The following is a 23056-nucleotide window of genomic DNA, read 5'->3' on the forward strand; positions in this document are numbered from 1 at the left end:
GCTGTTGAACTGAAAGGAAAAGGCTTGTAAAGTGCGCCCCGCAGTAAGTCACCCGTCAGGGTTTCTACTCCCCAAGTAGAAATCTGAAATAAGTTGCAAATCATTAACTTGAATGCAAATTAGGGGGTTGACAGAGGTGCTTAAGATTGTAGAATAGCGCGCCTCAGACACACGAACGCAGCGATGCGAACGGGTCAAGAGATGCAGCAAGTTTCACCGTTGTAAATTGAAATATGTAGTTCCGTGATAGCTCAGTCGGTAGAGCAAATGACTGTTAATCATTGGGTCCCAGGTTCGAGTCCTGGTCACGGAGCCAATTTCAAACCGGGGTATAGCGCAGTCCGGTAGCGCGCCTGCTTTGGGAGCAGGATGTCAGGAGTTCGAATCCCCTTACCCCGACCATTTTTGGGTCGTTAGCTCAGTTGGTAGAGCAGTTGGCTTTTAACCAATTGGTCGTAGGTTCGAATCCCACACGACCCACCATTTTTGAAACCAGTTAACGCTGGGATCAGATCTTAAGATCAGAGGCCAAAAGCGCTGATCGAAGAAGAAGGCGACTGAAAGGTCGCCTTTTTTTTACCGGGGTATAGCGCAGTCCGGTAGCGCGCCTGCTTTGGGAGCAGGATGTCAGGAGTTCGAATCCCCTTACCCCGACCATATTAAAAATCCTCGTATCGAAAGATACGGGGATTTTTTTTGTCTTTGAAAAGTGCAGTCTAGCTTCAAGTCATCGTACAACTTGCCGATAACGAGCCATCGGAGCGCAAAGCCGCGTCTCCCTCCCGCCCATAAAAACAAAAGGCGCTCGTTATGTTTCTTCGTCAGCTGAATATTGCCCCCCGTGCTGCGCTGGGTTTTGCCCTGATTGCGGTGTTGGTGGCGTTGCTCGGGGTGTTTGCGCTGGGGCAGATGTCGAGTATTCGTGACAGCGAGGTAGCGGTTGAAAGCCAATGGCTGCCGAGCATCCGTGGCGGCGACGAGATCCGCGAGATCATGTTGCGCATCCGCACCATTTCCCTGCGTATGGCCCTGGACCAGGACCCGAAGAACATCGCGCAGTACCGCAGCCAGATGGACACACGGGACAAGGAGCTGAGCGACAAGATTGCCGCCTACGACAAGTTGGTCAACACCGTTGAGGGCCAGCAGTTGTATGACCAGTTCAAAAGCACCTTCGCCGCTTATCGCACGGGCATCGCACAGTCGTTCATCCTGGCTGAACAGGGCCGTCGCGACGAGCTGACCAAATTGCTGCTGATCGACATGAAGACCGTGGTCGATGGCTCCGGCAAACAGCTCACTGACCTGGCAGATATGTTTGCCAAACAAGTCGCCGCCGAAAGCCAGAAGTCCGCCGCGCACTATGAAACATCGCGCACGATTGTCGGCCTGTTCATCGCCCTGGCGGCGCTGGCCACCGTCGGCCTGGCGATGCTGCTGACCCGCAGCATCGTACGTCCGCTGAATGAAGCCTTGAATGCCGCAGAAAACGTGGCCCGTGGCGATCTCACCAACCCCATCGAAACCCACGGCAGCGACGAAGTCAGTCGCCTGCTCAAAGCCCTGGCGACCATGCAGCAGAATTTGCGCGAAACCCTGCAGGGCATCAGCGGCTCGGCCACGCAACTGGCCACCGCCGCCGATGAACTGAACGCCGTCACCCTCGACAGCACCCAAGGCCTGCAACAGCAAAACAACGAGATCGAGCAGGCCGCCACAGCCGTCAACGAGATGACCACTGCTGTGGAAGAAGTCGCACGCAACGCGGTGTCGACGTCCGACGCCACGCGCCAGTCCAGCGAATCGGCGCACCAGGGCCAGGAACGGGTCAGCGAAACCGCCAGCGCCATCAGCGCCCTCGCCAACGATGTGCAACACACCGGCGAGTTGGTGCAGTCCCTGGCCAATCAATCCCAGGACATCGGCAAGGTGCTGGACGTGATTCGCGCCATCGCCGAGCAAACCAACCTGTTGGCGCTCAACGCCGCCATTGAAGCGGCGCGGGCGGGGGAGAGCGGTCGCGGATTCGCCGTGGTGGCCGATGAAGTGCGGGCGCTGGCCCATCGCACCCAGCAATCGACCCAGGAAATCGAGCAGATGGTCCAGGGCATGCGCAGCGGCTCGACCCTGGCACTGGACTCCATGCACGCCAGCGCTTCTCGTGCCGCCAGTACGCTGGTCCTGGCCGAACGCGCCGGCGAAGCGTTGCAGACCATCACTGCGTCGGTACACGAGATTCACGAACGCAACCTGGTGATCGCCAGCGCCGCTGAAGAACAGGCGCAAGTGGCGCGGGAAGTCGACCGCAACCTGGTGAACATCCGCGACCTGTCAGTGCGTTCTGCCGCGGGCGCCGATCAGACCAGCGCCTCCAGCCATGAACTGACCAAACTGGCCAGTGCCCTGCAAGGCATGGTGCGGCGCTTTCGGGTGTAAATCCGCCAGGCACAAAAAAGCCGCGCTTCCCTTGAGAATACGCGGCTTGTTTGTTCTGGGGCTTAGGCGCCGTCTTGGTCTTTCAGGTGTTCGAACAGGCCTTTTGGCATTTTCTTGCCGTTGGCCTCGAAGTTGGCTTTCACGTTGTCGAAAGCCTCTTGTTCGTCGATGAAGCCATCGTGGTTTTTGTCGATCTTGTCGAAATTAGACTTCGGCGCGACAGCCTGGAACTCGGCGCGGGAGACCTTACCGTCGCCATCGGTGTCGGTCTTGGCCATTGACGCATCGCCGCATTTACCTTCGCCACACTTGCCTTCCGGGGTTTTCACAACCTGTTCGGCGGAGGCCAGCAGGTAGCCTTGGGTCAGTGGCTGGGAAGCGAATACGGAGCCGGTCAACATCATGCCGCCAGCCAAAACAGCGCCGAACAGACCAATAGTGTTTTTAGTGGTACGGGACATTTCAACTCTCCTGGGTTGCACGACACAACCGCTCGATAAAGGATGCCGCGTGATTACGGCGTTAACCGAAGCAGGCGGTGCCTTGCTCGGGTGTGGCCATTTAACGGGGCGGGTGTATCGCTTCTGTGTCGTGCAAGGGGGGAGTTTGTAAGCGAAGGGGGGAAAAGGTGGGGCGGGATACAGTGGGACACATATGAATGAACATGTTGGACCGCGTTGCCCCATTCGCGGGCAAGCCTCGCTCCTGCAGGAGCGAGGCTTGCCCGCGATGAGGCCCTAAGCGGCGCTAAAGATCTTAATGCAGCTTGAGCCGCGGCTCAGTCCCACGCCCGATCTTGCTCCCGAGCATCAACATCGCCGTGCGAAACGCGCCATACAACGCCATCTGGTGCATCCGGTACAGCGACACATAGAACATCCGCGCCAGCCAGCCTTCCAGCATCACGCTGCCCGTGAGGTTGCCCATCAAGTTACCCACAGCCGAAAAACGCGACAGCGAGATCAGCGAGCCGTAGTCGGTGTACTTGTACTCCGGCAGGGTCTTGCCTTCGATCCGCAGTTTCAGCGATTTAGCCAGCAACGACGCCTGCTGATGCGCAGCCTGGGCGCGTGGCGGCACGTTGCGGTCGGTGCCCGGTTGCGGGCAGGCGGCGCAGTCACCGAAGGCGAAGATGTTCTCGTCGCGGGTGGTTTGCAGCGTCGGCAGCACTTGCAGTTGATTGATGCGGTTGGTTTCCAGGCCGTCGATGTCCTTGAGGAACCCCGGCGCACGAATCCCGGCCGCCCAGACTTTCAGGCTCGCGTTGATCACCTTGCCGTCGGCGGTGATCAGGCTCTCGGCCGTCACTTCACTGACCGCCGCATTGGTCATGACGTTGACCCCGAGCTTCTCCAGGGTTTTATGCACAGGCCCGCCGATACGTTCCGGCAGGGCAGGCAGCACCCGTGGCCCGGCTTCGATCAGGGTGATGTGCATGTTTTCCGGTTTAATCCGGTCCAGTCCATAGGCCGCCAATTCATGGGCCGCGTTGTGCAGTTCCGCCGCCAGCTCCACGCCAGTGGCACCGGCGCCGACGATGGCCACGCTGATCTGCTCCACGACATCGGTTTGCCCGGCATGGGCGCGCAGATAGTGGTTGAGCAATTGCTGATGGAAACGCTCGGCCTGTTTGCGGGTGTCGAGGAACAGGCAATGCTGTGCCGCGCCCTGGGTGCCGAAATCGTTGGTGGTGCTGCCGACCGCGATCACCAGCGAGTCGTAACCCACCTCGCGCGCCGGGACCAGTTCAATGCCGGCTTCGTCGTAGGTCGCCGCCAACTGGATTTTTTTCTGCGTGCGGTCGAGCCCGCTCATGCGCCCTAGCTGGAACTCGAAGTGGTTCCATTTGGCCTGGGCAACATAGTTGAGTTCGTCTTCGGAAGAGTTCAGCGACCCGGCCGCCACTTCGTGCAACAGCGGTTTCCAGATGTGGGTCAGGTTCGCGTCGACCAGCATCACACTGGCCGTGCCGCGCTTGCCCAGAGTCTTACCCAGACGGGTAGCCAACTCCAGACCGCCGGCGCCGCCGCCAACGATAACAATACGGTGAGTCATGGGGATATCTCGCAAGGCTAAAAGAAATCGGTGCGATTACCCGAGCGAGCGCAAGGCAGCTCATAGCGTCAGGTAACCGATAAGGCGGCTCAGCAAGCCCAAACCAATGGTCACTGCCAGCACCAGCACCAGGAGCATCCACGGCCGGAAGGGCCGGCGCTCGACTCGGTGTTGGGACAAGTGCAGGTACTCTTCGACATGCTTCTGGTCGTCGGGGTTCAGGCGGCTGGTCATATTGGGCCTCGTCAGGGGTAGACGTTGCTGAATGTGTAGAAGCTACAGGCTGATTTAACGAACGTTGAACGGAGCATAGCCGGTGTCGGGAATGGGCTCGACGCTCACCGTATCGTCCAGGCGAATGATTCCACTTTGTAACACTCGGGCGGTGATTCCGCCATGTCCGCGCACGGCCTGAAAGGTCCCGGGGCCGAGGGCGTTTTGCAGGCGTGCGCAGGGCTGGCACCAACCCGTGGTTTCGAAAATCGCCTGGCCGATCTTGAAACGCCGGCCCTTGAGGCTGAACAGGTTGATCCCGCTGATCACCAGATTGCGCCGCAATTCACCCGGCAGCACCGGTTGATCATCCGGGCGGCCCATCAGCGAGCTGATCACGGCCAAGTGTTCCCACTGGATCAGCGTCACCTGCCGCGCATTGCGTACGCCGGGGCGGGCCTTGTCACCGGTCAAACCGGCCTCGAGTCGCGCTTCCACGACGTCCAGTTCAATCATCGGCACATGGGACGCCGGGCGCACGCCAATCCAGCGCACGCGGCCAACTTGCGGGACTTCGGCCATCAATTCCTGCAAAGGGCTCACAGGCTGATCCCGACATCGAAGACGATGCTGCGACCGAGGTTGCTGCGCAAAAAGTCTGGCGCATCCGGATGGGCGAACAACACCCGGGCGAAGGTCGGCCCGACCAGCGACAACGAGCGCCAACCCTGGCGCAAGTACTCGGTAGGCGGCGGGAAATGGCTGTTGAGGTCCAGCACTTCGCGCTTGAGGCTGGCGAAGGCGATGATGTCCAGCTCGCCCAGGTCCATGCCGCGTTCTTTGTAGTTGTGGGCTTTTTTGCGCAGGGTCGGCGCCAGTCGCAGCAGGAATTCATTGGCCGGGATGCGTCGGGGCTTGGCCTCGCGACGTACCAGGGAACTGAGGGAAAACGCGCTGCGCCTTCGTTGCAGTTCGTCGCGCCATTCGTCGTTGAGGCGTCGGCCTTCGTCGAGCACGAAGAACACCTCGAAACTGGCGTCGCGGAACAGCACGTCCGGCGGCTCCCCGGCGGGGGCGAATTCGTCGGCGCGGTAGGGAATGTTCAGGCCTTGCAGCAGGCGCTGGCAGACCCAACGCTCACGCTCCCATTTGCGGGCATTGGACAGGAACGCGTTGGCTTGCTCGGCCGCGATGGTCAGCAGGCGTAAATAATCTGAGTCATCCATAGGCCCAAGCTTAGCGTTCAAATGCGACAAGCAGAAAGCCTTTACCGGTAAACGACGTTACTGGGCGGCCAGAACCGGCGGTGTAGACTGATATCCATCGTGCGTATCCGCTATCGAGGAGTTGAATGTGAAATATTGGCCGGTGTTGTTGCTCAGTCTTCTGCCCTTGTGGGCCCAGGCGTTGGAGGTGGGCGAGCGCCTGGCGCCCTGGACCTTGCTGGATCAATTCGATCAGGCCTACAGCCTCGACAACCAGACGCAGACGTTGCTGGTGGCGCGCAGCATGGACGCCGCGAAGCTGGTCGATGCCGCGTTGCAAGGCCAGCCCAAGGGCTATCTGGAGTCGCGCCAGACGGTATTTGTCGCGGACATCCAGCGCATGCCCCGGCTGATTGCAAAAATGTTCGCTGTACCCAAGATGCGCGACTATGCCTACCGGGTCATGCTCGACCGCGATGGCCGCGTAGCGCCGCGCTATCCAGGGGCTGTGGACAACGTGCTGTGGCTGCAGCTCAAGGAGGGTCGCTTGGTTGAGCAGCACGAGTACGCCACGGCAGCGCAATTGCGAGAGGCGTTGGAGAAAGCCCGGCCATGATCGGTGCCGAGCTCCTGTCACCGGAGAGCCTGGTGGTCGGCTGGGGGATTTACTTGCCCGTGCTGATCTGGGCGATCTGCCGTGCGCCCTGGGTCGAGCTGTTCACCGACAGTCGTCGCCAGCATCTGTTGTTCGGCACGGTGTTCGCGCTGTTCATGTTGTGGCTGGTGCGACGGGATTTCGATACCGGCGTGTCGTATCACTTTATCGGCATGACCGCGGTGACGTTGCTGCTGGACTGGCCGCTGGCGATTGTCGGTGGCTTGATCGCGCAGATGGGGCTGGTACTGCTTGGGCGACAGGACCTGATGGCCGTCGGGGTGAATGGCTCGCTGTTGATTCTGCTGCCGGTGCTGGTGACGGAATGCTGCGCGATCCTCGTCGAGCGGGCCCAGCCGCGTAATCCCTTTGTGTATATCTTCGTTTCCGGTTTCTTTGCGGCGGCGCTGTCGGCGTTGTTGTGCCTGCTGCTGGCGCTCACGTTGCTGTGGTGGGACGAACGCTTTGCGATGCCGTACTGGCTGGAAGATTTTGTCGGTTACTTGTGGCTGCTGATTTTCCCCGAGGCGTTTATCAACGGCATGATCATCAGTGCGCTGGTGGTGTTCAGTCCTGAGTGGCTGGAGACTTTCAACCGCACCCGCTACCTTTCGGCGCCCTGGAAAGACGACGATCCCAAGTCTTGATCCACATCAAATCGGTCAGGTGCTCGCGAACTCATGCTCGGCGAAACCTTCAGGAGCACCGATATGAGCGTTTACGAGTGGGCAAGGCAGGAGTTGCGTCACAGCCTGGATGCGGCGCAGGAAGTCGGGTTTGATCCGGGGTTGAGCCTGCGCGCCTTGCTCAGTGCGGTGGTGCAACAGAGCAAGGCGGTGCGCAGTGTCGAGGACCTGGCGGATGAGTTGCAGTTTCTCGCCGAGAACCTCGATGACGGGCAGGACTACGGTTTCATGCGGCCCTGATGTTAGTGATCAGTGACGCGGCTCGAAGTCTTCGCTGAACAGGTCGTCCTCGGCATCCGGGCTCACCGGGATCTTGTGTTCTTCCGACGCCCAGGCGCCCAGGTCGATCAGTTTGCAACGGTCCGAACAGAAGGGCCGGAAGACGTTTTCCGGTTTCCATTCCACAGGTGCGCCGCAAGTCGGGCATTCGACGGTCGAGATTGGGCTCATGACTGGCCTCCACGCAAAGTAAGGTAAAAGTGATGCAGGCGTTCGACCTCGCTGTGCAGCCAGGCGAGGTCGCGGTCGTTGACCACCACATCGTCGGCATGGCTCACGCGATCCTGGCGGCTGGACTGGGCCTTGAGGATCGCCTGGACCTGTTGCTCGCTGGTCTGGTCACGCTGCAGGGTGCGTTCGATCTGTAGTTGTTCCGGCGCGTCGATCACCAGCACCCGTTGGGTCATGGCGTACTGCCCGGACTCGATCAACAGCGGCGACACCAGAATCGCGTAAGGCGATTGTGCCTTGGCCAAGTGAGTAACGATTTCCTCGGCGATCAGCGGATGCAGCAACGCTTCGAGCCAGCGGCGTTCCTCCGGGACTTCGAAGATCAGTTTGCGCAGCGCCGCGCGATCGAGTTGGCCATCGGCTTGCAGTACGCCGGGGCCGAAGTGCTCGGCGATCTTCGCGAGCGCCGGACGCCCCGGTTCCACCACCCACCGCGCCGCATGATCGGCGTCCACCACGTGCACGCCGAGGTCGATGAAGTGCTGGGCCGCCGCGCTTTTGCCGCTGCCGATGCCGCCGGTCAGGCCGAGAATCCAGGGTTTTTCCACAGGGGTATTCATTTCAAACCGACAAACTGCCAATAGAAGCCGGTTATTTGACCACCCCAGAGCAATGCAATCCAGCCAGCAATCGCCAGATAGGGACCGAAGGGGATGGGCGTCGAGGTTTTCGCGTTCCGCAAGCGCAGCAAAATCACCCCGAGAATCGCCCCCACCAGCGATGACAGGAGGATGGTCAGCGGCAGGATCTGCCAACCGCCCCAGGCCCCCAGCATCGCCAACAGCTTGAAGTCGCCATGGCCGATGCCGTCCTTGCCGGTGATCAGCTTGAACAGCCAGAACACCGACCACAGCGCCATGTAGCCGGCCACCGCGCCCCACAAGGCATCGTGCAAGGGCACGAACAGTTCGAAGCTGTTGACGATCAGCCCCAGCCACAACAACGGCAACACCAGCACGTCGGGCAACAGTTGATGCTCGGCATCGATCAGGCTCATGGCCAACAGGCCCCAGCTCAGCACCAACATCAAGCCGCCAGGCCAGCCGAAACCGAAATGCCAGGCGACGAACGCCGAGAGCAAGCCGCAGGCCAGTTCGGTCAGTGGGTAACGCTTGCTGATCGGTGCGGCGCAGTTCGAACAGCGCCCGCGCAGCAACAGGTAACTGAGCAGCGGGATGTTTTCCCAGGCACGGATCCGGTGGGCGCAGTGCGGGCATTGGGAATGGGGCAGCATCAGGTTATAGGTCGGCAGGGGCGTCTCACCGGGTAAGCCCAAGACATCGTGGGCCTGCACGCGCCATTCCCGTTCGAGCATCTTCGGCAGGCGCCAGACCACCACGTTGAGGAAGCTGCCGATCACCAGGCCGAGCACCAGCGCAAAGATCACGAAGGCCAGCGGATAGAGGGTCAAGTAGTCGATCAAGGGCATGTCAGATCGCTGAGCCGAGTTGGAAAATGGGGAGGTACATGGCAACCACCAGACCGCCGACGACGACGCCCAGCACCACCATGATGAACGGTTCCATCAGGCTGGTCAGGTTGTCGACCATGTTGTCGACTTCGTCCTCGTAGAAGCTGGCGACCTTGTCGAGCATGTCGTCGAGGGCGCCGGACTCCTCGCCGATGGCTGCCATCTGGATCGCCATGTTCGGGAACACGCCCGAAGTGCGCATGGCAAAGTTCAGCTGCATGCCGGTCGACACGTCCTGCTTGATGCGCAGCACCGCGCGTTTGAACACGATATTGCCGGTGGCGCCGGCCACCGATTCCAGGGCATCCACCAGCGGCACCCCGGCGGCGAACGTGGTCGACAGCGTGCGGGCGTAGCGGGCCACGGCGGACTTGTACATCAGCGTGCCCACCAAGGGCAGTTTCAACAGCCAGGTGTCCACCCGATCGCGAAAGACCTGGGATTTTTTGAAGGCGCGACGCACACCGTAGATCGCCGCAGCCATGACGCCGAGCATCACCCACCACCATTCCTGCATGAACTCCGACAGGTTGATCACCATCAAGGTGAAGCCCGGCAGTTCGGCGCCAAACCCGGCGAACACAGTCTTGAACTGCGGCACCACCTTGACCAGCAAAATCCCGGTGACGATGATCGCGACGAACACCACGGCCAGCGGGTAGGTCATGGCTTTCTTGATCTTGGCCTTGAGGCTCTCGCTCTTTTCCTTATAGGTCGCGACCCGATCCAGCAGCGTATCCAGGGCGCCGGCCTGTTCACCGGCGTCCACCAGGTTGCAGTACAACTCATCAAAATATTGCGGCTTCTTGCGCAGGGAGGCGGCGAAGCTGTTACCGGCCGCGACCTCCTGTTTCACCTCATCCACCAGCTTGCGCATGGCCGGGTTGTCGAAGCCTTCGCCAATGATGTCGAACGACTGCAGCAGCGGCACACCGGCCTTCATCATGGTCGCCATCTGCCGGGTGAACAGGGAGATGTCCTGGGCCTTGATGCGTTTGCCCAGGCTGAAAATAGACGCGGATTTCTTGCGCACCTTGCCCGGGTTGATCCCCTGCTTGCGCAGCTGTGCCTTGATCAGCGCCGGGTTCTGACCGCTCAACTCGCCGCTCATCTTCGTGCCTTTCTTGTCCATGCCTTCCCAGGCGTAGACGCTGATTTTTGCTGCCTTGACCGCCATGTTCAGTCCTTGGTGACCCGGTTGATTTCTTCAAGGCTGGTGATGCCTTGCATGGCCTTGATCAGCCCCGACGTACGCAGATCGTTGAAGCCGTCCTTGCGCATCTGGATGTCGATTTCCAGGGAGTTACCCTCGGCCATGATCAGCCGTTGCAGGTCCGGGGTGTTCTTCACCACTTCATATATCCCGATTCGCCCTTTGTAACCGTTGTTGCAGTGATCGCAACCGACGGGCTCATAGATCGTGAAAGAACCGATGCGTTCCTCGGGGAAGCCTTCCTTGATCAGGGCCTCCCGGGGAATCTCGATCGGCGTCTTGCAATGACTGCACAATTTGCGCGCCAGGCGCTGGGCGATGATCAGGCTGACCGAGGTGGCGATGTTGAAGCCGGGGATGCCCATGTTGTGCAGGCGGGTCAGGGTTTCGGCGGCGCTGTTGGTGTGCAGGGTCGACAGCACCAGGTGCCCGGTCTGGGCGGCTTTGATCGCGATTTCTGCGGTTTCCAGGTCGCGGATCTCGCCGACCATGATCACGTCCGGGTCCTGACGCAGGAACGAGCGCAAGGCCTGGGCGAAATCCAGGCCCTGCCTGGGATTGACGTTGACCTGGTTGATGCCTTCCATGTTGATCTCCACCGGGTCTTCGGCGGTGGAGATGTTGATGTCCACGGTGTTGAGAATATTCAGCCCGGTATACAGCGACACGGTTTTACCCGAACCGGTGGGGCCGGTGACCAGAATCATCCCCTGCGGCTGCTTAAGCGCGGCCATGAACAGGGCTTTCTGGTCGGGCTCGTAGCCGAGGGCGTCGATGCCCATTTGCGCGCTGGACGGGTCGAGGATCCGGATCACCACTTTCTCGCCCCACAGCGTCGGCAGGGTGTTGACCCGGAAGTCGATGGACTTGCTCTTGGACAGGCGCATCTTGATCCGCCCGTCCTGAGGTTTGCGTCGCTCGGAAATGTCGAGGCTGGCCATGACTTTCAACCGCGCCGCGATCCGGTTGGCCAACTGAATCGGTGGCTTGGCCACTTCGCGCAGAATGCCGTCGGTGCGCATCCGCACCCGGTAGGTTTTTTCGTAGGGTTCGAAGTGCAGGTCGGACGAGCCGCTTTTGATCGCATCCAGCAGCATCTTGTGGACGAAGCGCACCACGGGCGCGTCGTCGGCATCCTGCCCGGCGATGGAATCGTGGTTTTTGTCGTCGGGCGACTCGATGTCCAGGCCATCCAGGTCAACGTCGGCCATTTCTTCCAGGCCGGTGGTGTGGGTGTCGAAGAATTTTTCGATGGCGTCGCTGAGCTTGTCGTCCTCCACCAGAATGGCTTCGGTGCTCAGCCCGGTGCTGAACTGGATGTCGTTGATCGCTTGATGGTTGGTGGGGTCGGAAATCCCCACGAACAATTTATTGCCACGTCGCCAGAGGGGCAGGGCGTGGTGCAGGCGAACCAGTTTCTCGCTGACCAGCCCTTTGGGCTGGGTTTCCTTGTCCAGGCAATTGAGGTCCAGCAAGGCCATGCCGAAGTGCTCCGAGGCAATCTCCGCCACCTGCCGGCTTCGCACCAGTTTGTTCTGCACCAGGTAGCTGACCAGGGAGATGCGATTGCGTTGGGCTTGCTGATACGCCTGTTGCGCGCTTTTTTCAGTGAGCAGTTCGGCCAGCACCAATTGCTTGGCCAGGCCACTAAGGGCGATGTCGTTCATGGGGATACCGGACGCAGACAGTTCATGACTTATAGCCTAGTCAAGGCGAGGAACCAAACCAGCGGTGTTGAGGTGACAAAAAGTGTCAGATAGTGCGGATTCAGGGGGTAGGAAAGGGCGCTGCCTTTGCCCGGCGCCCTGTGTACAGGGCATGCGAGGCTTGGCACGGACCCTGCTGGGGCTTATTCAGATCATGAGATTCCGACTCATGCATGGAGCTTGTCTATGAATATTCAGAAAGGTTTTACGTTGATCGAGCTGTTGATCGTGGTGGCGATCATCGGGATTCTGGCGACGTTTGCGATTCCGGCTTATACCAAGTACCAGGCGCGGGCCAAGGTGACGGCCGGGATCGCGGAAGTCTCCGCGCTCAAGGTGGCGTATGAAGACATTATCAATGCAGGTTCGGCTGACCCGACGGCCGCTACTGTCGCGCCGAGTTTCGCTTCGCAAAACTGCACCCTGACAGTCACTGGCACCGTTGCCTCCGGTGCAGGGACCATTGCCTGCACGCTGATTCAAGCGCCGGCGCCTGTGTTGGGCAAGGTGATTACCTTGACTCGCACGGCGGCTGCGGGGTGGTCGTGTGCGACCACTGCCCTGAAGGATTACTCGACGCCGAGCTGCCCGGGCGCTTGATATTCCTTTAGCAGAATCAATACCCCGCCCTTGATGGCGGGGTATTTTTTTGTCTGAACGCTGCCGAAAACGCGCATTCGTTAAATCCATTTCACCCTCTACCGGGTGAACAAGGAAATTCCCGGCAATTCATGGCCTTAGGCCTGCTTCAAAACCCGCAACTTGCATGTCGATAACGTCCGGCTCATGCATTTTGCATGATTCCGGAATTTCGCATATTTTATAAGTTGTTGTTTTATAACGATTTATTGTCTGTCTCAAAGTTGGCACAGCGTTCGCAATATACCCAGTAACCCTGCTGAGAAGACACGCAGCAGACTTTATAGAAAAACAGGAGTTACTCGTATGAAGAAGTTCGCTATTGCTACTGCTACCGCGCTGACCCTGACCATGGCCGGTGCAGCTTTTGCACAGACCACTACCACCACCCAAGCCCCGATGACTCTGGCGGCCGGTGAAATGACCAAGGCCAAGGAAACCACTTCCGATACCTGGATCACTACCAAAGTCAAAAGCGACCTGGTAACCGAGAAAGGCATTCCAGGCACTGACATCAAAGTAGAAACCAACAAAGGTGTTGTATCCCTGTCGTCGACTGTAGCCATTACCGACGCTCAGAAAACCACCGCTGTTGCGATCACCAAGAAAATCAAAGGCGTTAAAGCGGTCTCCGCTGACGGCCTGAAAGCCGAGTAAGGCAAGACTTCTCCGCTTGAACCGGGAGAAGGCGTGGCAGACGAGCCGAGCCATACGTCTGCCGCCTCTGGAGAGTTCATGCGAAGGCCACAAGGATGTGGCCATTACAGGCCTCCGACATTCGTGTCGGGGGCCTGTTTTATTCCGGGTCATAAAAGCAAAAGATCGCAGCCTTCGACAGCTCCTGCACAAGTGATGTATTCACCCCGTAGGCGCTGCCGAAGGTTGCGATCTTTTGCTCTTTAATTGCCGCGTTTGCTGGTGATCTGCACTAGCCGATTCCCTTCAAACCGCAGGTATTGGTACATCCCGCTGTTGGGTCCGTAGGTCCATTCCTCGACCTGGAATTCTTCCCGGCGGTTGGCGCTGCGCTTGTAGCCCAGCGCATCCCGGGCCACGGGTTGTCCACATTTCTGCAGTACTTCGCTGGACCTGTCGCCGACGCTGATCAACTGGCTGCCACAGCGCAGGGTATCGGCAGCTGCGGCCTGGCCCGCCGCGAGTGCCAGGGCCAGGCTGAGCAACCAGCGCGCGCCCATCACTCGGCGTCCAGGTGCATCGGGGTAACCACCCGACCGTCGCTTTGCGCTTCGCCAAGGTTGGCGTCGACAAAGTACACGCGGTCATCGGCCATTTGCGTCTTGTCCACCAGGAAGTCCTTGATGCTGCTGGCCCGTTCCTGGCCCAGTTGACGCAACAGCACGTCGCTGGAACTCCAGAACTTGATCACGTCCGCACGCATTTTGGCGGTGCGTTCTTCCTTGCCCAGATCCTTCCATTCGGCCGGTGGCTGGGTCTTGAGGCGCGTGCGATAAATCCCTTCCAGCAGCGGACCTTTCTCGCCCTCCGGCACTTGCAGCAGGGACGCTTGGGCCGGGACCTTGTCGCCACGGCGCTGGAGCATCTTGTAGTAGTTGTACTGGTATTCGCGCTCCAGGCGTTGCTCGGCGATCAAGGGGCCATCGCTGCTTTGTGCCGCCGTGCCTTCGATTTCCAGGCGCAGGGCCGGGCGTTCCTTGAGCGCGCTGGAGAGTTTGATCAGCGACGCTTCGGCGTCTTTGGTCAGGTCACTCGAACCCGGTGCGAACGACACGGTGCCCAGATCTTCCGAACCGCCACCACTGATCAGCCCGCCAATCATTTTGAACGGCGCGGCGGCCGCCTTGACGATCAGGTTGCGCAGGGTCTGCCAGACAATCGGCATCACGCTGAACTGCGGGTTGTTCAAGTCGCCGGTCACCGGCAGCTCGATGGAAATCTTGCCGTCGACGTCCTTGAGCAGGGCGATCGCCAACTTCAGCGGCAGGCTTGTGGCGTCCGGGCTGTCGACTTTTTCGCCGAGTTGCAGTTGCTCGACCACCACTTTGTTTTCAGCCTTCAACTGGCCCTTGGTGATCAGGTAATGCAGGTCGAGATTGAGGCGGCCCTTGCGGATGCGGTAACCGGCGAACTTGCCGGAGTAGGGCGTAAGCGTCGTCAGCTCGACACGTTTGAAACTGGTAGCAATGTCGAGGCTGGCCATCGGGTCGAACGGGTTGACCGCGCCCTTGATCGTCACCGGCGCATAGCGGTCGACCTTGCCCTTGATGTCGACACTGGCCGGTTTCGCCTGGCGGCTGTCGATGGTGCCGATTGCACCGTTGAGTTCTTGCACGGCGGTGGCGAAGTTCGGGGTCAGGCTGAAGTCGGCAAAGTTGGCCGAGCCATCATTGATCGCAATGCCGCCCACGTGAATGCCCAGCGGTTTGTCCTTGCCGGCCGCTGGTTTGGCAGCGGCGGTCTTGGCGCCGGCGTCAGGCGGTTGCGGCACCAGCAGGTCATCGATGTTGGTGGTGCGGTCATCGTTGATCATGAAACGCGCATAGGGCTGGAACAGGTTGACCTTGTCGATCGACAGGCTGTCACCGTGCTGATAGTTCAGGCCTTCGAGCACCAGTTGCTGCCACTTGAGGAAGTCGCGGGTTTTCAGGGTGTCGAGGGTGTGCAACTGATCGACCTGGGCGCGGCCGGTGACGCTGAACGCCAGCGGATCGGTGCTTTTCAGGTCCACCGCGAGGTCACTGCCGAGCATGCCGCTGCGCAGTTCCAGGCGAATGAACGGGGTGATGTAGGACTGGGCGACGCGCAGGTCGATGTCCTTGGTCTGCACTTTCAGCTTGGCGCTGACCGGGGCCAGATTGACCTGGCCGTCCGCCGTGATCTTGCCTTGCTTGCCCAGGCCGGTGTCGAGCTTGAGGTTGAAAGGCGAGCCGTTGAGGCTGTCGAAGTTCTGTAGGTCAACGTTCAACGGGCCGACTTCCAGGGCCACGGGCGGTTGTGCCTTGCGGTCCGCCAGGTGCACCTGGTAATTGCGCAGTTGCACGTCTTTGAGCAGCACTTGCCACGGTTTGCTTGGCGCGGCGGGTGCCGGAGGCGGTGAATCCGCTGCGGCTGGGGCCGTGGCGGGTTCTTTATTGGCCTTCACCGTTGCCTTGGACGGTTGGCTGGCGAACAGTTTCTGCCAGTCCAGTTGGCCGTCCGCTTCGAGGGCGGCCCAGGTTTCCAGTTTGTTGCTGCGGATCTTGCCGACCACCACTTGCTGCTTGGCCAGGTCGATGCTGGTGTCGCTGACATCCAGGCGTTCAAGCCGCACCAATGGCCGACCGTCCGGTGCATTGATAGCAAACGGTGCGACGCTGACTGCGACGTTGCTCAGCAGCAGTTCGGTTTCCTTGGCCAGGTTGAGCTTGTAGTCGGTGCTCAGGTTCAGCACGCCGTTTTCCAGGGCCAGCGGCAGCGCGTCGCGCACGTACGGCCACCAGACTTTCATCTGGCCGTCGGTGACTTTCAACTTACCTTCGGAGGCGATCGGGATCAGGCTGAAGTTGCCGGTCCAGTCGATCTGCCCGCCCGACGGGCCGGCCGCGACCAGGGTCATGTCGGCGTTGTCATCGGGCAGGGTGCTGAGGTTCTTCAGCTCGAAATCGAGTTTGTTGTAAAGGAATTCGATGGGCTCGCTGGGGCGCGCATCCTGGAAGTGCACATAGCCGCCGGCCAGTTTGATCCGCTCGACCCGCAGGGGGAACGGTTTGGCGTTCGGGTCGGCCGGGGTCGGTTCGCTGGCGGGGATCTTGAACAGGCCGAGCAAGTTGAGCTTGCCGTCCTTGCCAAAGAGGATTTCGGTCTTGGGCTTGTCCAGTTCGATATCGGACAAGTGCAGGGCCTTGGTCCACAGGCTGTCGATCTGCAGGTTGGCGTAAAGCCGTTCGAAGCCGACCTGTTCCTTGCCCGGTTCACCGATGATCAGGCCCCACAGGGTCACTTCAAGGCTGAACGGATTGAGTTCGATCCGCTGGATATGGGCGGGGGTCGTGGCGTAGTTGGCCAACTGCTGGTTGGCGACCCGCAAGGCGATGCCCGGCAAAATCAGAAAACCCAGCAGGCTGTAGAGGGCCAGAGCAGTCAACAGAGCGCCGATAGCGCGGATCAATCCTTTGGGCATGTGCGGCTTCATTTGTCTGATCGGAGTGCCTTGGAGTATGGCACGCGTTTTCGGTTCCGAAGTACACGCCCTGTTAAGGATTGTTCAGAAAAAAGTGTAGGAAATTTCCCGCGTGATCAAAGTTGCAGGATCAGGGTTTTCAACGGTGGCTGCTGATCCATCGACGGAAAATCCGCGCCCGGGGTCATCACCGACCATTCCCGCACCGGCCGTCCGGCCTTTTCGGCGCAGCGCAAAACCTGCTCGCGCCAGTCGTCCATGCTGACTTTCGCCAGGTTGTTGCAGCAGATCAGCACGCCGTTGTCGGCGGTGGTCAGCAGTGCCGGCTTGAGCAGGCTCTGATAGTCGCGCAGCAGGTCGACGGTGCCGAAGGCGCTCTTGGCCCAGGCCGGTGGGTCGAGCAGCACCAGGTCGTATTGACGTTGTTCCAGGCGCTCATAGCTCGGCAGTTTCTGCCCGCGACGCTGACTGATCGGCAGGCCCGCCAATTGGCGGATCGCCGGGAAGTAATCGGACTGGATGAATTCCATCGTCGGCAACTGCGGGTTGAGCAGGCCGTTTTCGCGGCCGACGGCCAGGTTGCCTTCGGCGAAGTCCAGGTTGCACACCTCACTGGCGCCACCGGCCGCCGCACTCAGGCCGACGCCGCAGGTGTAGGCGAACAGGTTGAGCACGCTTTTGTTCTGGCTGTGGGCCTTGACCCAGCCACGGGTGTTGCGCAGGTCGAGGAACAGCAGCGGGTCTTGCCCGGCGTGACGGCCGCGAACCCGGTAGTTGAGGCCCCATTCGTGGCCGATCAGGTCCTGCAACGCGGCGTCGTCGGCGCGGTAGACGGTGTCTTCACGGTCAATGCGCGAATTGCCCCGGGAGCGGTCGTTGTAGACCAGCAGCGTGTCGAAGCCCAAGTGTTGATTGATGAGGCCGTGAAGTTCCAGCAGGGCATCCCGTTCCAGGGCTTGGTGAAAGCTTTGCACCAGCAGTTGCGGGCCGTAGCGGTCGATGGTCAAGCCGCCGGCGCCTTCCTGGCTGCCGTGGAACAGGCGATAGCAATCGGTGCCCTGCTGATGCAGTTCGGCAAGCAGGTCCTGGCGATGATCGAGGGCGGCGCGCAGCGCCTGATTCAAGGAAGACATGCTGGGCGCCTTGCAGGAGGAGGGAATTTGGCGCGGGAGTTTAGCAGTTACTGAGCTGCAAGCCGCAAGCTTGAAGCTTGAAGCTTGAAGCTTGAAGCTTGAAGCTTGAAGCTTGAAGCTTGAAGCTTGACGCTCTATTCCAATAACCCCATCCGCCGCTGCGCCCGTTGCACCGAGCCATTCCTCATCGCCCAGCGCAGCATCGGCGCGCTGCGTTTGACGCTGGCGCGGATCAACTGGCGTTGCAGCGGGTTCTGGCGGACGCCGAGCATGTCGCTGGCCCAGTCCGGCAGCAGGTCGATCCCGGCCTGCATCATCAAACCGCCGAACGGCTTGGCCATACGGCTGGGGGCGGGCGCGTTGAGCAGCAGGCGCAACACCTCTCGACTGCGGGCATCGCACAGCAACTGTGGACGGATTCGCTCAAGGTAATCAGCGATTTCCTGACGGCTGCGCGGCACATCACGGGCGCCCAGGCGCTCGGCGATCACCGCGATTTCAGCGTAGTAACGGTCCTGATCTGCCACGGATAACTGCGGATTGCGATACCGCAGGTGCGCGGCGAGGAAGTTGCTGACTTCGGCCACATGCACCCAGGTCAGCAAGTCCGGATCGCTGGCGGCATAAGGTCGGCCATCCGGCGCGGTGCCGATCACCTGCAGGTGAATGGTGCGGACCTTTTCGATCAGCCAGTCGGCGTCCTTGCGCGAACCGAACGTGGTTCCGGAAATGAACTGACTGGTGCGGCGCAAGCGGCCGAGCATGTCTTCGCGAAAATTCGAGTGATCCCAGACCCCGGCCAGGGCCAGTGGGTGCAGGGCTTGCAGCATCAGCGCACTGATGCCGCCGATCAGCATGCTGCTGAAATCGCCATGGACCTGCCAACTCACCGAATCGGGCCCGAACAGGCCGGGATCGCCCTTGGGGTTCTCCAGGTCAAGCTTGCCCAAGGACAGGCCGGTCAGGCTCATGAGCTGGGTTTCGATGCGGCTGCGAATGAATTCCATGGCGACTCAGTGGTGAAAAAAGGCGGACCTGGAATGCCTCTGTAGGCGTTCCAAGTCCGCGTGTTATTGGTTCAGGCGTTTATCAACCAGGTCCTGAACCACGCTCGGATCGGCCAGGGTCGAGGTATCGCCCAGGCTGTCCAGTTCGTTGCAGGCGATCTTGCGCAGAATCCGGCGCATGATCTTGCCCGAACGGGTTTTAGGCAAGGCCGGCGCCCATTGAATCAGGTCCGGTTTGGCGAAGCTGCCGATTTCCTTGCTGACGTGGGCCAGCAGCTCTTTCTTCAGTTCGTCGCTGGGTTCGGCGCCGTTCATGGGCGTAACAAAGGCATAGATGCCCTGGCCCTTGACGTCATGGGGGTAACCGACCACGGCAGCCTCGGCGATGCTGTCGTGCAGTACCAGGGCGCTTTCCACTTCGGCGGTGCCGATGCGATGTCCGGAAACATTGATCACATCGTCGATGCGCCCGGTGATCCAGTAGTCGCCATCCTCGTCGCGCCGTGCGCCGTCGCCGGTGAAGTAGTAGCCGGGGTAGGGCTTGAAGTAGGTGTCGACCATGCGTTGCGGATCGCCGTAGACGCTGCGGATCTGCGCCGGCCAGCTTGATTTAATGGCGAGTACGCCGCTGCCGGCGCCTTTGATTTCCTTGCCCGTTTCATCGAGCAATACCGGTTGCACGCCGAACATCGGTTGTGTGGCGCAACCCGGTTTGATCCGTTGGGCACTGACCAGCGGGCTGAGCATGATCCCGCCGGTTTCGGTCTGCCACCAGGTATCGACGATGGGGCAACGCTGCTCGCCCACGACGTTGAAGTACCAATCCCACGCTTCCGGGTTGATCGGCTCACCGACGCTGCCGAGTAATCTGAGGCTCGCGCGCGACGTTTCCTTCAACGGCTCGGCGCCTTCGCGCATCAGCGAGCGCAGGGCGGTCGGCGCGGTGTAGAAAATGTTGACGTGGTGTTTATCGATGACCTGCCAGAAGCGTGAACTGGTGGGGTAACTCGGCACGCCTTCGAAGATCAGCGTGGTCGCGCCGTTGGCCAATGGCCCGTAGACGATGTAGCTGTGGCCGGTGACCCAGCCGACGTCGGCGGTGCACCAGAACACTTCGTCGTCGCGGTAGTCGAGCACGTATTTGAAGGTCATCGCCGCTTGCAGCAGGTAACCGCCGGTGGTGTGCAGCACGCCTTTGGGTTTGCCGGTGCTGCCGGAGGTGTAGAGGATGAACAGCGGGTCTTCGGCGTCCATCGGTTCCGGCGGGCAATCGTCGCTGACATCGCGCAGGGCCTGGTGATACCAGATGTCCCGGCCTTCGACCCAGTTCACTTCGCCCTGGGTGCGCTCGACCACAATCACCGTGCTGACGTTCGGGCAGCTCTCGAGCGCTTTGTCGACCTTCTCCTTGAGCGGCACGAACTTGCCGCCGCGCACACCTTCATCGGCGGTGATCACGGTGCGGCAGTCGGCGTCGAGGATGCGGTCGCGCACGGAGTCCGGGGAAAATCCGCCAAACACCACCGAATGAATCGCGCCGATCCGCGCACAAGCGAGCATGGCGTAGGCGGCTTCGGGGATCATCGGCATGTAGATGCACACCCGATCGCCTTTCTTCACGCCACGGCTTTTCAGCACGTTGGCCAGGCGGCAGACGTTGTGATGGAGTTTTTTGTAGGTGATCTGGGCGGATTCGACGGGGTCATCGCCTTCCCAGATGATTGCAGTCTGATCGCCGCGTTTTTCCAGGTGACGATCGATGCAGTTGTAACTGACGTTCAGCTTGCCCCCGGCAAACCAGCTGGCTTCGCCGGTTTTCAGGTTATAGCGCTGGACGGTTTGCCACGGCGTGCTCCAGTCGAGAAAGCGCGTGGCCTGTTCGGCCCAGAAGGTGCTGGGGTGTTCGATGGATTGTCGGTACAGGCGATGGTAGTCGTCCTGACTCAGATTGGCAGCCCGGCGCACGGCATCGGCTTTGGGGAACGTGCTGATATCGAACATGACGGTTCCTTATTCTTGTTTTGCGACAAGATTAAGATGCGCCGAGTGACGAATGGGTTCAAGAGCGCAGACAAGCGAGCCGTGTAGGAGCCAAGCTTGCTCGCGAAGCAGACGACGCGGTGTATCAGATACACCGCGTCATCGTTCTTCGCGAGCAAGCTTGGCTCCTACAGAATCAACCGCGGTGACGCCCACGGAAGTAGTTGATCAGGCCTTGGGTCGAAGCATCGTCAGCCGGGGTTTCTTCGCTGCCGACCAGGCGGTTGTAAACGCCTTTGCCCAGTTCTTTGCCCAGCTCCACGCCCCACTGGTCGAAGGCGTTGATGCCCCAGACCACGCTTTGCACGAAGACTTTGTGCTCATACAACGCCACCAATGCGCCGAGACGACGCGGGCTGATGCGCTCGACCACCAGGGTGTTGCTCGGGCGGTTGCCCGGGATCACCTTGTGCGGTGCGAGTTTGTGCACTTCTTCTTCGCTCAGGCCCTTGTCGCGCAGCTCGGTTTCGGCTTCGGCGAGGGTCTTGCCGAGCATCAGGGCCTGGCTTTGCGACAGGCAGTTGGCGTACAGCCACTGATGGTGGTCGGACACCGGGTTGAAGCTGACGATCGGCACGATGAAGTCCGCCGGAATCAGCTGGGTGCCCTGGTGCAGCAACTGGTGGTAGGCGTGCTGACCGTTGCAGCCCACACCACCCCAAATCACCGGACCGGTATCGGTGGACACGGGCGTGCCGTCCTGGCGCACGCTCTTGCCGTTGGATTCCATGTCCAGCTGTTGCAGGTGCTTGGTGATGTTGCGCAGGTAGTGGTCGTACGGCAGGATCGCGTGGCTTTGCGCGCCCCAGAAATTGCCGTACCAGACACCGAGCAACGCCAGCAGCACCGGCATGTTCTGTTCGAATGGCGCGCTCTGGAAATGCTGGTCCATGGTGTAGGCACCGGAGAGCAGTTCCTTGAAGTTCGACATGCCGATGGCCAGGGCAATCGGCAAACCGATGGCTGACCACAGCGAGTAACGCCCGCCGACCCAGTCCCACATCGGGAAGATGTTCTCTTCACGGATACCGAACGCCACGGCTGCGGCGTTGTTGCTCGATACCGCGATGAAGTGGCGATACAGCTCGGCTTCCGAACCACCCTGGGCCAGGTACCAGGCACGTGCGGCCTGGGCATTCTTCAGGGTTTCGAGGGTGTTGAAGGATTTCGACGAGACGATGAACAGCGTGGTCTCGGCGCGCAGCTTCATGGTCAGCTCGTGGAACTCGCTGCCGTCGATGTTCGCCAGGTAGTGGCAACGCACGCCTTTCTGGGCGTAGGACAGCAGTGCTTCGGACACCAGCTCAGGGCCGAGGAACGAGCCACCGATGCCGATGTTCACCACGTCAGTGATTGGCTTCTCGGTGTAGCCGCGCCACAGACCGTCGTGGATACGGCCCACAAGGTCGGTGATCTGGTTCAGTACCTTGTGCACTTCCGGCATCACGTTGACGCCGTTGACCGACAACTTGTCGCCCACCGGACGACGCAATGCAGTGTGCAGCGCCGGGCGACCTTCGGAGGAGTTGACGATTTCGCCGTCGAACAGCGCTTTGATTGCGCCCTTGAGGTCGACTTCGTTGGCCAGGCCCACCAACAGGTTGCGGGTCTCGGCGTTGATCAGGTTCTTCGAATAATCGAGAAACAGACCGCAGCTGCTGAGGGTGAATTGGGTAAAGCGCTGCGGGTCGGCATTGAAGGCTTCGCGCATGCTGAAATCCTGCATGGCTTGGCGGTGGTCTTTCAACGCTTGCCAGGCGGGCAGAGCGGTAACGTCGTGAGGAGTGCGGTAGTACGCCATCGCTGCGATTTTCCTTTTACTTGAACTGCCTTTAAGACACTGAAGATCCCGGAATGTCCCGTCCATTGGGAGGGCTACGTCCGGTCAATCTGCGTGGACACGATTAAATAGCGCAGGGCGGTAACAGTAAACCTCGCGTGTGGATCTG

At 60.3% G+C, this 23056-nt stretch carries 22 protein-coding genes, 4 tRNA genes and 1 pseudogene; 11 read left to right on the plus strand and 16 right to left on the minus strand.

The genetic code is table 11. The features are described 5' to 3' along the window. The first annotated feature begins 240 nt into the window (after nt 1–240). The 6 genes and pseudogenes from ACZ89E_RS27345 to ACZ89E_RS27370 all read left to right on the plus strand — a co-directional run bounded on the left by ACZ89E_RS27345 (nt 241) and on the right by ACZ89E_RS27370 (nt 2436). A tRNA-Asn gene (locus tag ACZ89E_RS27345) sits at nt 241–316 on the plus strand. Between the two features lie 9 nt (nt 317–325). Next, nucleotides 326–402 (plus strand) — tRNA-Pro (locus ACZ89E_RS27350). A 5-nt stretch (nt 403–407) separates the two neighbouring features. Beyond that, nucleotides 408–483: transfer RNA gene (locus ACZ89E_RS27355), tRNA-Lys, on the plus strand. Between the two features lie 97 nt (nt 484–580). Next, a tRNA-Pro gene (locus ACZ89E_RS27360) sits at nt 581–657 on the plus strand. A 153-nt stretch (nt 658–810) separates the two neighbouring features. Next, nucleotides 811–1581 (plus strand): annotated as a pseudogene (locus ACZ89E_RS27365) (MCP four helix bundle domain-containing protein); the annotation flags it as partial. Next, entirely contained in the window at nt 1573–2436 is an 864-nt protein-coding gene (locus ACZ89E_RS27370) for a methyl-accepting chemotaxis protein (RefSeq protein WP_372242363.1), read from the plus strand. The pseudogene ACZ89E_RS27365 and the gene ACZ89E_RS27370, both read left to right, overlap by 9 nt. 62 nt (nt 2437–2498) lie before the next feature. Here ACZ89E_RS27370 and ACZ89E_RS27375 read toward each other — a convergent pair whose 3' ends face one another. The 5 genes from ACZ89E_RS27375 to ACZ89E_RS27395 form a co-directional block, all read right to left on the minus strand. After that, nucleotides 2499–2897 (minus strand): HvfA family oxazolone/thioamide-modified RiPP metallophore, encoded by a 399-nt coding sequence (locus tag ACZ89E_RS27375; RefSeq protein WP_149661043.1) that lies wholly within the window; start codon nt 2895–2897, stop codon nt 2499–2501. A gap of 295 nt (nt 2898–3192) precedes the next feature. After that, nucleotides 3193–4491 carry an NAD(P)/FAD-dependent oxidoreductase gene (locus ACZ89E_RS27380; RefSeq protein WP_149661044.1) on the minus strand — a complete coding sequence of 433 codons (1299 nt, stop codon included), beginning with the start codon at nt 4489–4491 and terminating at the stop codon, nt 3193–3195. Between the two features lie 60 nt (nt 4492–4551). Continuing rightward, on the minus strand, nt 4552–4725 hold the full coding sequence (locus tag ACZ89E_RS27385) for a DUF3094 family protein (protein WP_054051322.1): 174 nt from the start codon (nt 4723–4725) through the stop codon (nt 4552–4554). Between the two features lie 54 nt (nt 4726–4779). Then, nucleotides 4780–5307 carry an MOSC domain-containing protein gene (locus ACZ89E_RS27390; protein ID WP_476256774.1) on the minus strand — a complete coding sequence of 176 codons (528 nt, stop codon included), beginning with the start codon at nt 5305–5307 and terminating at the stop codon, nt 4780–4782. Further along, the gene (locus ACZ89E_RS27395; protein ID WP_008154887.1) at nt 5304–5930 is read right to left on the minus strand and encodes a DUF1780 domain-containing protein; all 627 of its coding nucleotides are present in this window, start codon (nt 5928–5930) and stop codon (nt 5304–5306) included. Before ACZ89E_RS27395 ends, ACZ89E_RS27390 begins: the two co-directional genes overlap by 4 nt. A gap of 127 nt (nt 5931–6057) precedes the next feature. Here ACZ89E_RS27395 and ACZ89E_RS27400 point away from each other — a divergent pair, with 127 nt between their 5' ends. From ACZ89E_RS27400 to ACZ89E_RS27410, 3 genes are all read left to right on the plus strand, one after another. Further along, complete coding sequence (locus ACZ89E_RS27400) at nt 6058–6525, plus strand: FAD/FMN-containing dehydrogenase (RefSeq protein ID WP_149661046.1); 468 nt, start codon at nt 6058–6060, stop codon at nt 6523–6525. Further along, nucleotides 6522–7211: an energy-coupling factor ABC transporter permease gene (locus tag ACZ89E_RS27405; RefSeq protein ID WP_476256775.1), complete on the plus strand. Its 690-nt coding sequence runs from the start codon at nt 6522–6524 to the stop codon at nt 7209–7211. Before ACZ89E_RS27400 ends, ACZ89E_RS27405 begins: the two co-directional genes overlap by 4 nt. Before the next feature lie 63 nt (nt 7212–7274). After that, nucleotides 7275–7490, plus strand: coding sequence for a hypothetical protein (locus ACZ89E_RS27410; protein WP_008033212.1), 216 nt, complete (start codon nt 7275–7277; stop codon nt 7488–7490). 9 nt (nt 7491–7499) lie between these two features. Here ACZ89E_RS27410 and yacG read toward each other — a convergent pair whose 3' ends face one another. Genes yacG through pilB form a run of 5 tightly spaced genes read right to left on the minus strand, consistent with a single transcriptional unit; the run spans nt 7500 to nt 12111 of the window. Continuing rightward, on the minus strand, nt 7500–7700 hold the full coding sequence (yacG, locus tag ACZ89E_RS27415; RefSeq protein ID WP_149661048.1) for a DNA gyrase inhibitor YacG: 201 nt from the start codon (nt 7698–7700) through the stop codon (nt 7500–7502). Continuing rightward, nucleotides 7697–8320, minus strand: a complete 624-nt coding sequence (gene coaE / locus ACZ89E_RS27420; RefSeq protein WP_429512516.1) for a dephospho-CoA kinase — start codon at nt 8318–8320, stop codon at nt 7697–7699. The genes yacG and coaE overlap by 4 nt, the downstream gene beginning before the upstream one ends. Continuing rightward, the gene (locus tag ACZ89E_RS27425) at nt 8317–9189 is read right to left on the minus strand and encodes a prepilin peptidase (protein WP_476256776.1); all 873 of its coding nucleotides are present in this window, start codon (nt 9187–9189) and stop codon (nt 8317–8319) included. The genes coaE and ACZ89E_RS27425 overlap by 4 nt, the downstream gene beginning before the upstream one ends. 1 nt (nt 9190) lies before the next feature. After that, nucleotides 9191–10408: a type II secretion system F family protein gene (locus ACZ89E_RS27430; protein WP_149661051.1), complete on the minus strand. Its 1218-nt coding sequence runs from the start codon at nt 10406–10408 to the stop codon at nt 9191–9193. A gap of 2 nt (nt 10409–10410) precedes the next feature. Beyond that, a complete protein-coding gene (gene pilB, locus ACZ89E_RS27435) occupies nt 10411–12111 on the minus strand; it encodes a type IV-A pilus assembly ATPase PilB (protein ID WP_476256777.1) in 1701 nt (566 codons plus the stop codon). Between the two features lie 225 nt (nt 12112–12336). Here pilB and ACZ89E_RS27440 point away from each other — a divergent pair, with 225 nt between their 5' ends. After that, the gene (locus ACZ89E_RS27440; RefSeq protein WP_149661053.1) at nt 12337–12750 is read left to right on the plus strand and encodes a pilin; all 414 of its coding nucleotides are present in this window, start codon (nt 12337–12339) and stop codon (nt 12748–12750) included. A gap of 345 nt (nt 12751–13095) precedes the next feature. Then, nucleotides 13096–13446 carry a BON domain-containing protein gene (locus tag ACZ89E_RS27445; protein ID WP_149661054.1) on the plus strand — a complete coding sequence of 117 codons (351 nt, stop codon included), beginning with the start codon at nt 13096–13098 and terminating at the stop codon, nt 13444–13446. Nucleotides 13447–13688: 242 nt separating this feature from the next. On the opposite strand, the gene ACZ89E_RS27450 is transcribed toward ACZ89E_RS27445, so the two are convergent. The 6 genes from ACZ89E_RS27450 to pgi form a co-directional block, all read right to left on the minus strand. Further along, entirely contained in the window at nt 13689–13985 is a 297-nt protein-coding gene (locus ACZ89E_RS27450; protein WP_149661055.1) for a DUF2845 domain-containing protein, read from the minus strand. Continuing rightward, nucleotides 13985–16927, minus strand: coding sequence for a DUF748 domain-containing protein (locus tag ACZ89E_RS27455; RefSeq protein ID WP_476256778.1), 2943 nt, complete (start codon nt 16925–16927; stop codon nt 13985–13987). Before ACZ89E_RS27455 ends, ACZ89E_RS27450 begins: the two co-directional genes overlap by 1 nt. 116 nt (nt 16928–17043) lie before the next feature. Next, nucleotides 17044–18060: a class I SAM-dependent rRNA methyltransferase gene (locus tag ACZ89E_RS27460; RefSeq protein WP_149661057.1), complete on the minus strand. Its 1017-nt coding sequence runs from the start codon at nt 18058–18060 to the stop codon at nt 17044–17046. A gap of 134 nt (nt 18061–18194) precedes the next feature. Further along, nucleotides 18195–19067 carry an oxygenase MpaB family protein gene (locus ACZ89E_RS27465; RefSeq protein WP_463258495.1) on the minus strand — a complete coding sequence of 291 codons (873 nt, stop codon included), beginning with the start codon at nt 19065–19067 and terminating at the stop codon, nt 18195–18197. A gap of 63 nt (nt 19068–19130) precedes the next feature. After that, nucleotides 19131–21068, minus strand: a complete 1938-nt coding sequence (gene acs, locus ACZ89E_RS27470) for an acetate--CoA ligase (protein ID WP_149661059.1) — start codon at nt 21066–21068, stop codon at nt 19131–19133. A 175-nt stretch (nt 21069–21243) separates the two neighbouring features. Then, complete coding sequence (gene pgi, locus ACZ89E_RS27475) at nt 21244–22908, minus strand: glucose-6-phosphate isomerase (protein WP_149661061.1); 1665 nt, start codon at nt 22906–22908, stop codon at nt 21244–21246. Nucleotides 22909–23056 lie beyond the last annotated feature (148 nt).

Source organism: Pseudomonas sp. TE3899 (assembly GCF_056279105.1).